Origin of the sequence: Chamaesiphon sp. OTE_8_metabat_110 (assembly GCF_031382685.1) — a bacterium.
Classification (GTDB): domain Bacteria; phylum Cyanobacteriota; class Cyanobacteriia; order Cyanobacteriales; family Chamaesiphonaceae; genus Chamaesiphon.
In genome coordinates this window covers 1-15653 of the sequence record NZ_JANMZA010000666.1, presented here as the reverse complement: position 1 = coordinate 15653, position 15653 = coordinate 1, and the positions used below count along the sequence as shown (strand labels likewise).

Sequence of the window (15653 nt, the reverse complement as noted above, 5' to 3'; positions counted from 1 at the left end):
AACAACAGAATAAATGTTCGATCGGCACCGTCTACCAGCAGTAACATTGTCGGCTCTATCAATCCCAACACAGCCATCAGTTTTGATGCCTGGACACATGGTACTGCCGTCCCAGATTTGTGGACAAATCAGCCCGATCGTCGCTGGTATCGGATTGCCGGAACAGACAACTGGGTTGCCTCAGCAATTGTATACGGTAACGCCCCTGGTTCTGAGCGTTAATTTTCCACTGTAAACGAATATAGCAATTGTTCACCACGACTAATCGCTCCGTTTTATTGCATCGAGATTTTCCAGTGTAGTACTAGGCAATTGGGGTAAGCACCTTTCACCGATCGGGTTTAAGCTTAGCTCTTACTATCTACTACTCGATAGTTGAGATATGTTTAGAAGTATATTATTTCTAAACATATCCGTCTCATGATTCACTATTTCAGTCAACTTAAATTTCTCAAGAACAAATGTTATACACCAGAAACAATACAAAGATACTCTTAGTATCATTGATAGCCTCATCAACTTCACTACTAGCAACTAACTTACCGGGAATTGCTAGCCAGAGTCAGCCAAAATTTGAGCAAAAACCAGCTAATAGTCAAGTCGCACCTATAAAAATTGCAGCTTCAATAACTAGACAAAATAATTTTGTATATGAGTTTCGTGGCTGTAGAAAATTTGCAGATCGAATAGACTGCATTTTCAAGATTACATATACAGGACAAGGTAATGCAAATGGTTTTTATATAAGAAATGCTAGAATATTTTCTGGATTTGATGGTAATCAATATGACTCCTCCTCGCAAACTGTAGCTGGTCGCGACTCAGTTAACATGATTTCACAACAACCAATCAAAGCAATTGTTTCTTTTCCATGGTCGCCAGGTTTGCGAAAGATAAGTACATTAGAAATGGAAACTAATTATACCGATAGTCCGATTCAAATCGGGCGAGGGAGATAAGAATAGGATCGTAGGTAAGTGTTAAACATTATTGTCGATCGCGATGGTCACTCAACAATAAGTCTATCTACTGAAATTCCCATCAATATCCACGAACAAATATCAAGAAGAGCTAGTTAGCAAAACATTGTTAGTCTAGCTTTGACGTAATAGTTAAAAATGGTTTTAAAGTCCAACTTTCAATTATTATGTCTGTTTGTGAAAATTTTTATTTGAGAACAAGAATTGATTTTTTAATTTTTTGTTTTTTATCCTGAAATCTCGATCCAAGTCACGTAAATAAATAATATGAGAGGCTAAGATTAACTCAAGATTAAACAACGGTTTAAATCTCGACAATCTAAATCCAAGTTACTTTAAGTTAGACCTGTCTAATCTATGTAACTTCAACAAAAGAGCATAGACTAAGCAATTCCTAGTTGATACTAGATTTGATTAGCCTATCACTGGAAAATAAATAACTGCATACATTTTACCCGATTACCCCGAACCTAAGTATCATGAACAACCAAACCGCTAAAAAGAATATCGTCAAAATCATGGCGATCGCTGCTGTGATTTTACCAACAGTATTACTTCAAGCACAAAGTAGCCAAGCTATTCCTCTCGATGGAATTTTAGACTCCTTCGGGAAGGCCTTCGTGCGAGGATTCTTTGGTCTTCCTGCCGAGAACCCACAAGAATCACCACAGCCTACTACTGAAACCGAGAATCCAAACACATCAGCACCGGAAACTAGTAATTCAGATGGTGCCGAGATCTCTACTGATATTAGTAACAGTAACTAACAAATCTTAGCCAATTTGTCTCAAGATCGATCGATTGTAGCCACCTTATATCGATCGATTACAACTTCACTTCTTTTTTACTAGCTACCATGAATAAATTCCTAACCGTACTTGCTTCGATCGCCTGCGTCACATTGTCTCAAAATTTAGTAACCCATGCAGCCTCTACAATTCCTCAGAAGGGATCTAGCAACGATCGCACAAATTATCCTGCGGGGAATGCTATCGACAAAGCTGAAGAGTTCAAACCAAGACAGCTAATCGCCCAATCATGCCGAAATATTAATCTTCGACCGAGCAATGGAAGGAGTTTGACTTTAAAGAGAGGAACGCGTGGAACTACTTGTGGTTACACATTCAATTTTCAGTCAGATGGCAATTTAGTTCTCTACAAATCTGGTCAAGCACTCTGGGCTACTGGGACGGATCGGCGCGGAGAAATCCTCGTCATGCAATCTGATGGAAATTTAGTGATCTATGGTGGTGGCAGAGCACTTTGGGCAACTAATACCGATGGTAATCCAGGAGCTTTCCTGGCTATTCAAGCAGATGGCAATTTAGTCATTTACAAGAGCAATGGGCAACAGCCTATTTGGGCAAGCAATACAGCCGGAGCTGGTCAATCAGCACCTTCTCAGCCCAGCCAAAATTCTAGTCAGCCAATTGCCCCACTTACCTCTCTGAGTACAATACCGACATGTCTTTTCGGAACAGCTTGCATGGGTGGCGGTGCTCAGCATACAGGTGTTGATTATTTCATGGATGCAGGGAGTAATGTTAGGTCAATTTGCGATGGGGTTGTGGACTACTCATCAACAAACTCTGCAAATCTGAAAACTATCTGGAATAGCTTTGTTATTGTCAGATATAACAACTGTGGTGGCTATCAAACTCTCTATGCCTACTATGGGCATCTTAATTCACAAGTATCCGCAGGACAAAATGTTCAAAGAGGTCAGACTATCGGTACCCTCCAAGATCAGGGTGGTAACAGTCATCTACATTTTGGATTGGCTACTGTCAAATTTAATGGTGGGTGGGGATATCAAAATGGAAACTTAAATGCAAAAGGTTGGATCGATCCAGAGAATTTTGCTAGAAAATATTAGGTATCTACCAATAGATCTCAATAGTAAGCGTTGCCTACAATCTAGATTTCAGTCAATCCTAATGCTTGTTGTGTCGATCGCGCCCTCAGTCGATCGGCTCAATTCCGAAAATTATTCGCCAGCTTGTTGCGATTATTGCGAATAATCCGTTAGAGTTTAATCCACAATCCAAAATATCTGAATTGCAACCGATTCTCCCGATCGCAACAGAGCAAAAGAAAGACCTATGGGTAGCCTGAATTATCCTGCCTACATTCCTAGTGAAGATGATACAAAACTCTCCCAAGAGAGCAGCCGCATCCTCACGACTTATTTGAGTCCCAATGGCAATCAGATCGAGATTATCGAAGCAGATGGCAATAAACATCAAGCAACCATCCCTGCTGCTGCCTACCGTTTACTCGTCGATGCGCTGGCTCAAATGGCTCAGGGCAATGCGGTGAGCCTCATCCCGATTCATGCCGAGCTTACCACTCAGGAGGCAGCAGACTTATTAAATGTCTCTCGACCATTTTTAATTAAACAAATTGAATTAGGCGAAATCCCCTATCACAAAGTAGGCAAGCACCGCCGCATCAATTTCAACGATCTGATGGTTTATGAAGAACGGATCGAGCGAGTCACAGCTCAAGGATTAGATGAAATGGTCGCAATTTCTCAAGAATTGGGACTGTACGATTGATGACGGCTAACATCGCGGTAGTTTATGATGGCTGTGTTTTGTATCCTGCACCCTTAACTGAGTAGAACGCAATCCTACAGACTCATAGGTGCGCCCCTGCCTGTCGCCAAACTCCACTTCAAATGCTTCGCCAGATGCTAGGATTTCTACAACGGTACCAACTTGACCCTGAGACAAATTGTACTTTGGCAGATTCACCGTCAGAGCTACCACATCCAATAGATTAATACTTGGATTCATTCTCTTTATTTAAAACTGGATGTAATTTCAACCGGATCGATCGAATATTAAGTAAAATTCAACTTCACTCGGTAATTTCTGGTGAGAGGATGGATTCAAGCTCTTGTGCGCCATGGAGAACGCGCATCACATCGATCTCATCTACTTGAAGTCTATAAAAAATTAGGTATTTCTTAAATCCTTTAATCGGATTAGGCAAGCTTTTTGCCCTCAGTAATATTTTGACTGACTATCTTGCGAATATTATCCCAGTCAGTTTGCATCATCGAACTAGTAGGTGAATCGAGCGATTCTAATAACTTCTGTTCTAAATGAGTTTTACGATTCAAATCTTGTTGAATCAATGTTTCAATATAGTTGCTAGGATTGGTATATTGCCCAGTAGCAACCTGTTCTTGAAGATAGGCAGTGAGCGCATCGGGAAGCTCGATCGATAGTTGAACCATAGTAAATTTGGTTTCTTCCTAAGCTGTAGAAAGTTTTTATCCGCACGATCGATTATAACACCAGGTATTCCGTGGGCGTAAGTTGAGTCTCTATGCTCTAGGAGGTAAGTTTCATAAAAGCATCTTTCAAGCTGGCTAACATCAATTTAACCTCGATCGGATCGATTACCTCCGGTACGCTGCGCGAACGAGTGCGGCAATGGTATATTACACTTATCCATTCTGGTAGCTCCTAGCATGAAGTGTATCGCCGCTGCATTCAGTCTATCGTTCACCCTCTTGGGTGCATCACTCGCCCAAGCCCAGATTAAACCCGATAATACCCTAGGTGTAGATCGATCTCAAGTCAATAACAATACCATCCAAGGCGGCGCACAGCGCGGTACCAATCTTTTCCACAGCTTCACGGATTTTAGCATTGGTGACGGTCAACGCGTGGATTTTGTCAATCCGATCGGGGTGAATAATATCATCACGCGGGTTACTGATACACCCTCGAATATTAATGGGACTTTGGGTATTTTAGGTAATGCCAATCTGTTTTTTCTCAACCCGAATGGAATTTTATTTGGGCAGAATTCACGCTTAGATATGGCGGGTACTTTTGTCGGGAGTACTGCTAATGGTTTGAAATTTGCAGATGGTAATGTGTATAGTACTGTCAATTCGCAAGTACCGTTGCTGACGATGACAACCCCGGTGGGTCTTCAGTTTGGGAGTAGGATTGGAGATATTAATTTTACAGGTGCGACTAGTTTACTCGCTAATTATGATGGTGCGAGTGTGTTGTTTTCTGGGGGGAATATTACGCTAACTGGTGCTAAATTGATCCTGCCTAATGGCAAAGTAGAATTAGCCGCCGTTAATGATGTCGGATCGATCGCGATCGATCCTAATAAGCTAACAGATACTAGGGTTACAAGTCTAGCTATTCCTGATGGGTTGAGGCGGGGTGATATTACCGTCCAAAATGGGGCGCGGATCTCCACGGCGGGTACGAATAGTGGCAATATCGATCTCCAAGCACGCCAAATCACGGTTGCTGGGACGGATAGTAGTCCTAGTGTGATTAGTGCCCGTTCTACTGGTAATGTGGCAAATACTCAAGGTGGTAGTATTAAATTCAATGCGACGGGTGATGTATCGATCGCGGGTAATAATACGGGGATTTCTAGCAGTACTTTAGGTGATATTAATGGTGGCGATATTACAATTACCGCTCGAAATTTGCAGATCTTGAATGGTGCATATCTAGAAGCGAGTCCTTATGGCATGGGAAATGGTGGCAATATCTCGATCGCGGCAATCGATACAGTTAAAATTGGTGCGCCGATAAATGCTCAAGAAAGCGATATTTTAACTAGTGCTTATGGTTCTGGCAACAGTGGAAATATCGATGTCAAAACTGCCAAGTTTTCGATTCAAGATGGTGCAAAAATCTCGACAGGAAATAGTGATGGTGGTGCGAGTGGTTCGCTGACGATCGCAGGTTTAAATGGACGAAGTGCGGATTCGATCGAGGTATCTAACTCGGAGATCGCGACGAGTGGCACTATCAGTGGCAACATCAATCTGCAAACTCGCGATCTGACGGTAGTGGGAATGGGAGCTAATCGGGCACAAATTAATGCGAGATCGACTGGTAATGTGGCAAATACGCAAGGTGGTAGTATTAAAATCGATGCAACGGGTGATGTGTTAATTTCTGGAAATAATACGGGGATTTCTAGTAGTAATACTCAGGGGGCGATCGATGGTGGAGATATTCAGATTAACGCTCGAAATTTGCAGATATTAGATGGTGCATATTTAGAAACTAGTCCCTATAAAAGAAGTTCGGGGCGTGGTGGAAACATCTCGATCGCAGTAACGGATACCGTTCGACTTGGTGCGCCGACAAATGGACAAGAAAGTGACATTCTCACCAGTACTTATGGTTTGGGTACTAGTGGTAATATTACGATTCAAACAGGCAAGCTGATCCATAAAGATGGCGCACAAATTGGTACAGATTACAACTATATCGATCCTAGTAATCCCCTCAGTATCGGCAAGTTAGGTGATATTAAAATTGTTGCAAAGGAATCAATAGAAGTTAGTGGGGTATCCCCGGCTGTATTTTTGTATGGATTTCCCAAGGCTACAGCGATCGCAACATTTTCAGCAGGTCGGACAGATTCTGGTAATATCGATATTCAAACTCCTAAATTTGTCCTCAAGGATGGCGCGGTAATTTCGGCGGGAACTGACGGGAGTGGCTTGGGTGGCTCGATCTCGATCGCGGGTTTAAACGGTCGTCCAGCGGACTCGGTGGAGCTACTGGGTAACTCGAATTTGGGGCAATTTCTGGGGACGGAAAATGTGCCAGGTTTCGCAGGTGTGGGGAATGGGAGCCGGATTCGGAGTATTACCAGCGATACGGGTAATGCTGGTGTCGTCAAGATTAATGCCGATCGAGTGACGTTACAAGGTGGGACGAGAATTGATGTCAGTACGCTCGCTAGCGGGCAAGGCGGCTCGATCGATATTCAAGCCAACACAGTAAACTTAGTCGATGGCGGTCAATTAATCTCGACGACGAAGGGGAGCGGACAGGCGGGGACAATTAATGTTCGAGCTGACAAAATCTTGACCCTGGGCGGTATCGATCCGACTTTTGAAGCCAAACGAGCCTTCCTGAGCTTAATTCTCGTCGTCAGCAACCAACCAGCCGCCAGAGCCGCTCTGGGCGAATATCTCCAAAATCCCAACCCGACTGCACAGCAATCTGTACTCGCCGCTTGGCAGCAAACTAATCCTAATCCTGTGGATCGACAAGTTTTAGATAAATATTTTACCTTCTTGCAAACCAGTCCGACAGCTCGATCGAGTCTACAATCCTATCTCACCAAGACAGATGGGACGGGATCGTTTAGTGACTATAATCTCGTCCTAAATGTTGGTAATACTAGCGGCATCGTCAGTCGATCGCAATCCGGTTCTACTGGTAATGGTGGCAATATTAATCTTACTAGTCCGAATTTGAATATTCAACAAGGTGCATTAGTTACTGTGAATAGTAATGGTGACGGACGTGGCGGGAATATTACCGCCAATGCCGATGCGATTAAACTCGATCGCGGGGCGATAACTGCTAAAACTGTCTCAGCCAATGGGGGCGATATCGACCTCAACGTCAATAAACTGCTACTGCTGCGGAACCAGTCCGAGATTTCGGCAAGTGCGGCGACGAATGGGAATGGCGGGAATATCAATATCTTTGCGCCCAACGGACTCATCCTGGCAGTACCAAATGAAAATAGCAATATTACCGCCAGTGCGGCGGGTGGACAAGGCGGGAAAATTCAGATTAGAGCCGATAACGTGTTGGGCTTTAGTACTCAGCGGACGGACTTATCAAATATTACCGCGACTTCCACATTTGGCCCTCAAGGGATTGTGACGATTACGACATTGGGGAACGATCCAAACAAAGGATTGCAACCAGATCCGATCGCACCAAACCCGCCGACAATCTCACAAACTTGTGCGAGGAGTAGTGATAAGCAGGCGAGTACATTCATCGACAGTGGTAAGGGTGGGATGACCCCCAGTGCGATCGAGCCGTTACGGAGTAGCAACTTGTGGGTCGATCCGCGCTCGGCGACTATACCTGTAAGTAGTCTGCCAATGCTACCATCGATCGAGGTTGCACAAGGCTGGAAAATGGGTCGCGATCGCACGGTAATTTTAACGAGTAAACCCACAAATATTGCCGATGAGGTGAAATCTACCGCACCGAATTGTATTGGGAAGCAGTAAGATCGGGATCTAGTTATAGTCTCAACCTGATTATATTTATGAATGCTTATAAAGTTCGCTCGGTCGTGATGGCAGATGGCACGATCGTCCTGAAGGGATTACCATTTAATGTTGGTAAGTCAGTAGAAGTTATCGTGTTAGAAGATTCATCCTCTCAAGAACTAGATTCAGACTCGATCGAGCCGCCGCTAAACGACGAATGGCAATCTCTAAAAGGCTCAGTCACCCGCTACGACAATCCCTTTGAGACAGCTATTCCGTTAGAAGATTGGGATGTATTGCAATGATTTTGCTGGATACTCACATCTGGATTTGGTGGATGGATGACAATCCTCGACTATCTCAGCGCCATCGGCAAATCATTAGCTCTCAACAAAATGATGGTTTTGGATCGGTATTTACTCTTGTTGGGAAGTCGCAAAACTGGTAGAATACGGTCGATTAGAGCTGCGATTGTCTATTGAAGATTGGTTGAAAATTGCCTTGTCTCATCCGCAGATTCAAGCATTAGATCTGACTATTCCAATTATCGTTAAATCGACTAAATTGGTGGGATTTCATCAAGATCCCGCAGACCAAATTATTGTAGCAACTTCCATCCTGTCAGGGATTCCATTACTAACAGCAGATGAAAAAATAATCGCTTATCCTGCTGTACTCACACTTTAGCCGAGCATCAATTGAAAATTTTCAACCCTTCCCCCGTCTCCCTACATCGCGCGATCTGGATCGGCATTCCCGTTGTCATCGGACTCAATTTCTCAGTACTATCTGCATCCGCCCAAACCAATCCTCCCGCACCGCCGCAGATCGAGCGATTGCCCCAGCCGATTCCGAGTACTTTACCCGTCCAACCAGTCCCCCTGACACCGCCGAGGGCAACACCTCCAAACCTGCCGACACCAACGACAGAGCGAATTAAAGTACTTAGATATGAAGTAATCGGGAGTACGGTATTTAGCGATCGAGAATTAGCAAAAATCACCCAACCATTTATCGGTGAAGTCACATTTGATAGACTCCAAGCTGCTAAAAATGCGATCGAAAAACTGTATCTCGATCGCCAGTATCTCACTAGTGGCGCATATATTCCCACCGGACAGACACTCGCGATCGATGGTGCGGTAGTGAGGATTCAAATCGTGGAAGGCAAGCTCGAAGATATCCGAGTTACGGGTACCAAACGGCTCAACCCCGAATACATTCGATCGCGGCTAGCATTGGCCACCAGCCAGCCCTTGAACAACGACCGCCTGATTGAAGGATTGCGATTGTTGCAGCAAGATCCGCTAATTGGGAGCATCGCCGCCGAACTATCTAGCGGCATCCAACCCGGTACCAATCTCCTCGAAATTAAAGTTACCGAAAATCCAACTTTTACGAGTGAAATTGCCACAAATAACTACCGTCCGCCGAGTATCGGCAGTTGGCAACGTCGGGGTCAAATTAGCGAAGCCAGCCTCACCGGATGGGGCGATCGGGTCATTCTTGCCTATAGTAATACCGATGGTAGTAACGGAATCGATGTCAGTTATACCGTGCCTCTGAGCAACTCCCAGACCACTCTGAGCGCCAATCTGGGTGGGACTAATAGCCGGATTATCGAAGAACCCTATCGCTCGCTCGATATTACCACCAATTCTCGCTATGCCGAAGTCAGCGTCCGCCAACCCCTGTTGCGTCGCGCCCAGCAAGACTCTACCCAAGAATTTGCGCTGAGTCTGACTGGCTCTAAATTAGAGAGTACGAGTGCGCTGGGGAATACACCCTACCCGCTCAGTCCCGGTGCCGATAATAACGGGCGAATTGGGGTTTCAGCCCTGCGGTTCGGGCAAGAGTATACCTACCGAGATAGTCGATCGGTTTTGGCATTTAGGAGTCAGGTAAATGTCGGGTTTGGTGCCTTCAATGCAACGATTAATAATGATGCTCCCGATAGTCGATTTGTGTCCTGGCAAGGGCAAGGGCGCTGGCTGAAACAGTTGGCAAGGAATACGGATTTAATTATTCAGGGACGGGTGCAATTGGCAGATCGATCGCTAGTTGCGCTCGAACAGTTTTCGGTGGGCGGACAAACTACAGTGCGCGGCTATCGTCAGGATGCTTTACTCGCGGACAATGGTGCATTTGCTTCGATAGAGTTGCAATTACCGATCGGGAATGGCAATAATAGTGTCTTCCAAGTTGCCCCATTTATCGATGTGGGAACAGTGTGGAATAATACTAATCGTGCAAACTTTAGCGGAAATACGCTGCTTTCTACCGGGTTGGGATTGCAATGGCGCAGCGATAATCTCAGTGCGCGGATCGATTGGGGAATTCCTTTAGTTAATGCTGCGGTTCAAAAAAACTCATGGCAAGATAACGGCTTGTATTTTTCCCTGCGCTATTTCCCCTAACTTAAACTCTCAATTTATTCTGATGCGCCGCGATACTATTTTTTATCGACTTTTCCAATCGTCTGTGAAATGAAATAGAGTATTTGCATTTAACATACTATAATGTTAAAGATGCAAAAAGCTTTTAAATACCGCTTTTACCCAACCACCGAGCAAGAATCTATCTTGCGGCGGACGATGGGATGTTGCCGTCTAGTCTATAACAAGGCTTTGGCAGAAAGAACGGAAGCATGGTATCAAAGGCAAGAGCGAGTTGACTATGTGAAAACGTCGTCGATGCTTACTCAATGGAAAAAGCAAGAAGACCTTGACTTTCTCAATGAGGTTAGCTCCGTACCGCTCCAGCAGGGCTTGAGACACCTTCAAAAGGCGTTTGGCAACTTCTGGGCTGGACGAGCAAAGTATCCTAACTTTAAGAAGAAGCATAGTGGCGGTAGTGCTGAATTTACAAAGGCAGCTTTCCGATGGAAAGACGGTCAAGTATTTCTGGCTAAATGTACTCAAGCCTTGCCGATTAGGTGGAGTAGAGATTTGCCCGAAGACTGTGAGCCATCCACTATTACCATTAAGTTGGAAGCTAATGGTCGCTGGTTTGCTTCCTTGCTGGTGGATACCAATATAGCCCAATTGCCTAAGTCCGATAAGTCTATCGGACTAGACGTGGGGATAACCAGTTTGATTGCCACCAGTAACGGCGATAAAATTGCTAATCCCAAACACTTTAAACAACTTCGCAAGAAGTTGAAACGAGTGCAAAATGTGTTGTCTCGTAAGCAAAAAGGGAGTAACAACCGATATAAAGCGAGAGCGCAAGTGGCTAGAGTCCACGCTGCCATGACCGATGCTAGGAAAGATTTTTTGCACAAGCTGACAACTCAACTGGTTCGTGAAAACCAAACGATCGTAGTTGAGGATCTAGCTATCACAAACATGGTCAAGAACCATAAACTTGCCCTTGCTGTCTTCGATGCTAGTTGGGGCGAATTGATTTGTCAACTCGCTTACAAATGCGAGTGGTATGGGCGAGAACTGATTAAAATTGACCGATGGTTCCCAAGCTCTAAAAGGTGCGGAAATTGCGGGCATATCGTATATAAGATGCCATTGAATATCAGAGAGTGGGAATGTCCTAAATGTGGAACTAACCATGACCGCGATATCAATGCAGCACATAATATTTTGGCGGCTGGGCTAGCCGTTTCAGTCTGTGGAGCGACCGTAAGACCAGAACAGAGTAAATCTGTGAAGGCTGGTGCGAAACCCCGAAAGGGAAAGAAGCAGAAACCTTAGTTGCGAAGCTAGGGAATCCCCGTCCGTTCTACGGCGGGGTGGATGTCAAAAGTTTAACAATCTAACTTCGCAACTTTACTTTATAAAATTCGATCGAGATTGAGGATGAATCCAGGCAGCACGTCTCCACAATCGATTGCCAAAGGCAGGTCTTCGACCAACGAGCTTGGAGCTGGCAGAATTTCAACTTCTCTACCTAGCCGATAGATTTCCACCTGACGATCTTGAGAATTAATTAATAACCCTAACCGCACGCCATTATCTCGATATTCAACCATTTTGGCTTGTAATTCTGGCAATTCATCCGTGCGCGAACGTAGCTCAATGATAAAATCTGGAGCCAGCGGCGGAAACTTTTGGCGATTTTCTTCAGTTAAAGCATTCCACCTCGATAACTCTACCCAAGCAACATCAGGCGATCGTTGGCTACCTAGCGGCAGCTTGAAAATCGTCGAAGAACTAAATACTTTTCCTAACTCAGCAGTTCGGTTCCAAATAGTGATATCTGTTCCTAACTCTAGTTCCTTGTTTCCACTTTCTCCGCCTACTGGTGACACGACAATAAGTACTCCGGCTGCGGTTAATTCGAGCGGTTGTTCGGGATTGGCGATACAGAGGTGATAAAACTGCTCATCAGTGAGTTGGAGAGTGCTGAGATTAAGGGGCAGTGTGTCTGGAATATTCGAGTAAGCGACGGTCATAAAACCTCCAATCGTTTGCCGGAATTAGCTTTGGACTATTGAGCGTATTTAAATTATACCGAATTGGTAGTTGCTGTAGCTTACAATATACTTTCCCAAGGAAAATTAATTCAGCAGTGCAATCCGATCGATGACCAAAAAACGGCATATTCTCTCTTTATTATTTCCGGTTGGGAGTACTATATCCAAGCGATTAGGATACTTTTTCATATCGGTAACGATCGCAGTAATTCACGTCCTCTATGGGGTTAGCAATGTCCGAGCAGCTACTCCTGCTGCCTTAATCCAGCAGGGTAAAATGGCATACGATCGCGGGGATTTTCCGACTGCACTAAAAATCTGGGATCGAGCAGAAGCAGGCTATCGTCTGGCGCGAGATCCCGTGGGAGTTGCTGGGAGCCAGCTCAATCAATCGCAAGCCCTCGTCGCGATGGGACTCGATCGCCGCGCTTGTAAGCTTTTAACGGGGACTGTGGGCGTGAGTGAGGGTACCTGTGAAGCGGAGATTCCCACGAAATTTGGGATGGGGCAGACTAATTTACCGCCTGCTTTGCAAGCCTCCGCGATCGAGAAATTGGGGGATGTATTACGTCTATTGGGAAATTTGGATGCGGCGCAAGTGACGCTATCGCAAGCGCTTGAAGTTGCCAAACCATTGAGCGCGGCGGATCGATCGCCGATTTTAGTGAGTATTGCCAACACATTGAGAGATTTGGGGAATCGCGATCGCGATCGGACGGATCGACTGCAACCGCCTGCTAGCAATCAGTTTACTTGTCCGATGCAGCCGACGGGCAGTTTACCAGCTACGACATATTATCAATACGCGATCGCCTGTTATCAACAAGCACGAACTCTTACCGCCGATATCGACGCACTGAGTCTCCAAGTAGACATCTCGGACTGGCTGCGCCACCGAGCGGAGACTGGAAATATTGCCGATACTTGGCAAGCGCAATTCGATCGAACTGAGTTAATCAAGCAAATCGAGCGGCAACTAGCCAATCAACCCCATACATACGAAAGCTTTAGCCAAAGGATTAATCTGGCTCGGAGTTTAGCCCTGGCAAATCCACCTCAATGGGAAGCCGCTAAATCGCTGCTCGACGACGTAATTAGGCGATCCACTCTAGAACCTCAAAAATCGATTTTGACCACTGCTACTGGGACGCTGGGGTGGCTCTACGAGCAACAACAGCAGTGGTTGCCAGCGGTCGCATTTACCCAACAGGCGATCTCGCTGGCTGCTGCGCCTGGGAACGATCGTCAATATCAGTGGGAATGGCAATTAGGGCGAATTTTACAGCATCAAACCCAACCAGATTTTAGCAAATCTCAAGCAGCTTACGATCGAGCGATCGCCGCTTTAACTACCACGCGGCGCAATCTTCAGATTGTCAATCCCGACGCTCAATTTTCCCTCCGCGATAATGTCGAGCCACTGTACCGCGAATCGATCGATCTGAGCTTGCGTCACCAGCCAGATCTAGGTAAAGTTGTCGATCGAGTCAATGCGCTTAAACTGGTAGAACTAGAGAACTTTTTGCAATGCCAACTCGGTGAGTATAAACCGATCGAACGGTTTGCGAAAGATCGTGGCGCGGCAATATTTTATCCGGTTATTTTAGCCGATCGATTGGAAGTAATTTTGCAGTTACCGGATGATAAGTTGCAACGATTTGTCGTCCCAGTTGGGCGCGGTGAATTAGAACGGACGATCGCCCAGTTTCGGCAGAATTTAAATCAACCTCAATACGGTTGGAATGACACCGCCGCCTCCCAACTGTACGAATGGTTGATTCGTCCCGCCCTACCATCTCTGACTCCTGCTACCACACAGCTAGTATTCGTGATGGATGGGGCATTGCAAAATATCCCAGTGGCGGCATTGTACGATCGATCGCGTCAAGAATATCTGATCGATATTTTTCCAGTCGCGGTCACGCCAGGACTCCAAATTCTTGGTGCAAAGCGAGCTGTAGGCAACAGTCCCAGTATTCTCATCGGTGGCTTAACCAGTAACTCGGCAAGCGTTGCCAATAGTAAGCGCGGAGATATTTATGAACCATTAGCCTACGCCGTCGATGAAGTGCAGGCAATTAAATCTCGCTTTGTTACAGCCACCGCATTAGTCGGACGGGATTTTACCCCCGCAAATCTCCAGCGTGCGCTGGCGGGTAACTCTTATTCAATGATTCATCTGGCTACCCACGGGCGATTTAGCTCCGATCCGCGTCAGACTTTTATCGTGACTGAGGGGGGACGCTCGCTCGATCTCAATCGCTTGAGAGCGCTTTTAAAGCAAGATGCCAGTGCGATCGATCTGTTGGTATTGAGCGCCTGCGAGACGGCAGCAGGAGACAGGCGGGCAGCGCTCGGCTTGGCGGGGACGGCGATTCGGAGTGGTGCGGGGAGTACTATAGCTTCGATGTGGTCGGTGGACGATCGCGCCACGGCTAAGTTGATGCAGCACTTTTATGGTAGTATCACTCAGCCCGATCGAGTCAGTAAGGCGGAAGCATTGCGGGTAGCGCAACGGGCGACTCGACAGCAGTATTCACATCCTTACTATTGGGCTTCGTTTGTCTTGGTGGGTAATTGGTTGTGACTTGATATAGATCTCCCTTAGTGGTGACAATAACGACATCGCATGTTTCTGATTTTTTCATAATTGCTAACGAGTTTAAATATGAGGTTCAGTTCGACTCCGCTCGCTGAGCGGAGCCGAACTGAACCCAACACTGCTACTCTAAACAGTTATTGAGACTTTGCATCAGGAAAAGTTTATCGAGTTTGCGACCGATTAAGACTATTTGATTCTGCGGTGGAGTCGTCCATTCACTATCATCGATCGAGAAGCGTTTACCACTCAGTTGGAATACATGTCGGAGTGGACTTTCATCAAACCAAAGAATTCCTTTTGCTCGGAATACATTTTCTGGTAGTTGATAATCGAGAAACTGTTGAAACTTTTTCAACACAATTGGGCGATTGCTTTGAAAGGATACTGACATAAAGCCGTCATTATTCAGATGTTGAGAACCCGATTCAGAATTTGCTAAACTTTCATTAAAAAAACCTGGATCGGCAAGATTGGTATCGAGCAGCAGAGACAGTGGTACTTTGCTATGTGTCGATCGTAAAATTCGCGCTCCTTCTTTAACAGACTTCAAAAAGTCTTCGACCTTATTTGCTTTTTCCTCAGAAACTAAATCGGTTTTATTGAGGATAATAATAT

Annotated in this window: 15 protein-coding genes and 1 pseudogene; 11 read left to right on the top strand and 5 right to left on the bottom strand. The window is 45.4% G+C overall.

The window, feature by feature from the left end; translation table 11 throughout:
* The 5 genes from RMO52_RS24095 to RMO52_RS24075 all read left to right on the top strand — a co-directional run.
* Positions 1 to 222: SH3 domain-containing protein (locus RMO52_RS24095; RefSeq protein ID WP_310419442.1), on the top strand; the 222-nt coding region annotated here is incomplete at its 5' end.
* A 239-nt stretch (positions 223 to 461) separates the two neighbouring features.
* Positions 462 to 959 (top strand): hypothetical protein, encoded by a 498-nt coding sequence (locus RMO52_RS24090; protein WP_309745479.1) that lies wholly within the window; start codon positions 462 to 464, stop codon positions 957 to 959.
* A 500-nt stretch (positions 960 to 1459) separates the two neighbouring features.
* Positions 1460 to 1747 carry a hypothetical protein gene (locus tag RMO52_RS24085; RefSeq protein ID WP_309745481.1) on the top strand — a complete coding sequence of 96 codons (288 nt, stop codon included), beginning with the start codon at positions 1460 to 1462 and terminating at the stop codon, positions 1745 to 1747.
* A gap of 89 nt (positions 1748 to 1836) precedes the next feature.
* The gene (locus RMO52_RS24080; RefSeq protein ID WP_309745483.1) at positions 1837 to 2856 is read left to right on the top strand and encodes a peptidoglycan DD-metalloendopeptidase family protein; all 1020 of its coding nucleotides are present in this window, start codon (positions 1837 to 1839) and stop codon (positions 2854 to 2856) included.
* A gap of 226 nt (positions 2857 to 3082) precedes the next feature.
* Positions 3083 to 3538 (top strand): helix-turn-helix domain-containing protein, encoded by a 456-nt coding sequence (locus tag RMO52_RS24075; RefSeq protein WP_309745485.1) that lies wholly within the window; start codon positions 3083 to 3085, stop codon positions 3536 to 3538.
* A gap of 6 nt (positions 3539 to 3544) precedes the next feature.
* On the opposite strand, the gene RMO52_RS24070 is transcribed toward RMO52_RS24075, so the two are convergent.
* The 3 genes from RMO52_RS24070 to RMO52_RS24060 form a co-directional block, all read right to left on the bottom strand.
* A complete protein-coding gene (locus RMO52_RS24070) occupies positions 3545 to 3778 on the bottom strand; it encodes a DUF4926 domain-containing protein (protein WP_309745486.1) in 234 nt (77 codons plus the stop codon).
* Positions 3779 to 3842: 64 nt separating this feature from the next.
* The gene (locus tag RMO52_RS24065) at positions 3843 to 3977 is read right to left on the bottom strand and encodes a type II toxin-antitoxin system RelE/ParE family toxin (protein WP_309745488.1); all 135 of its coding nucleotides are present in this window, start codon (positions 3975 to 3977) and stop codon (positions 3843 to 3845) included.
* A complete protein-coding gene (locus RMO52_RS24060) occupies positions 3970 to 4224 on the bottom strand; it encodes a hypothetical protein (protein WP_309745490.1) in 255 nt (84 codons plus the stop codon). Before RMO52_RS24060 ends, RMO52_RS24065 begins: the two co-directional genes overlap by 8 nt.
* 237 nt (positions 4225 to 4461) lie before the next feature.
* Between RMO52_RS24060 and RMO52_RS24055 the strand changes: the two genes are divergently transcribed.
* The 5 genes and pseudogenes from RMO52_RS24055 to RMO52_RS24035 all read left to right on the top strand — a co-directional run bounded on the left by RMO52_RS24055 (position 4462) and on the right by RMO52_RS24035 (position 11714).
* Positions 4462 to 8025 carry a filamentous hemagglutinin N-terminal domain-containing protein gene (locus tag RMO52_RS24055; protein ID WP_310419436.1) on the top strand — a complete coding sequence of 1188 codons (3564 nt, stop codon included), beginning with the start codon at positions 4462 to 4464 and terminating at the stop codon, positions 8023 to 8025.
* 38 nt (positions 8026 to 8063) lie between these two features.
* Complete coding sequence (locus RMO52_RS24050) at positions 8064 to 8312, top strand: hypothetical protein (protein ID WP_309742471.1); 249 nt, start codon at positions 8064 to 8066, stop codon at positions 8310 to 8312.
* Positions 8309 to 8694: pseudogene (locus tag RMO52_RS24925) on the top strand (type II toxin-antitoxin system VapC family toxin). The gene RMO52_RS24050 and the pseudogene RMO52_RS24925 overlap by 4 nt, the downstream one beginning before the upstream one ends.
* 11 nt (positions 8695 to 8705) lie before the next feature.
* Positions 8706 to 10424, top strand: a complete 1719-nt coding sequence (locus tag RMO52_RS24040) for a ShlB/FhaC/HecB family hemolysin secretion/activation protein (RefSeq protein WP_310419434.1) — start codon at positions 8706 to 8708, stop codon at positions 10422 to 10424.
* A 111-nt stretch (positions 10425 to 10535) separates the two neighbouring features.
* A complete protein-coding gene (locus tag RMO52_RS24035; protein ID WP_396135098.1) occupies positions 10536 to 11714 on the top strand; it encodes an RNA-guided endonuclease InsQ/TnpB family protein in 1179 nt (392 codons plus the stop codon).
* An 80-nt stretch (positions 11715 to 11794) separates the two neighbouring features.
* Here RMO52_RS24035 and RMO52_RS24030 read toward each other — a convergent pair whose 3' ends face one another.
* Positions 11795 to 12415 (bottom strand): Uma2 family endonuclease, encoded by a 621-nt coding sequence (locus RMO52_RS24030; protein ID WP_310419428.1) that lies wholly within the window; start codon positions 12413 to 12415, stop codon positions 11795 to 11797.
* Positions 12416 to 12545: 130 nt separating this feature from the next.
* Here RMO52_RS24030 and RMO52_RS24025 point away from each other — a divergent pair, with 130 nt between their 5' ends.
* Positions 12546 to 15023 (top strand): CHAT domain-containing protein, encoded by a 2478-nt coding sequence (locus RMO52_RS24025; protein ID WP_310419424.1) that lies wholly within the window; start codon positions 12546 to 12548, stop codon positions 15021 to 15023.
* 136 nt (positions 15024 to 15159) lie between these two features.
* Here the strand turns inward: RMO52_RS24025 and RMO52_RS24020 are convergent.
* Positions 15160 to 15653 (bottom strand): GTP-binding protein (locus RMO52_RS24020; protein WP_310419421.1); only part of this gene is annotated, 494 nt, incomplete at its 5' end.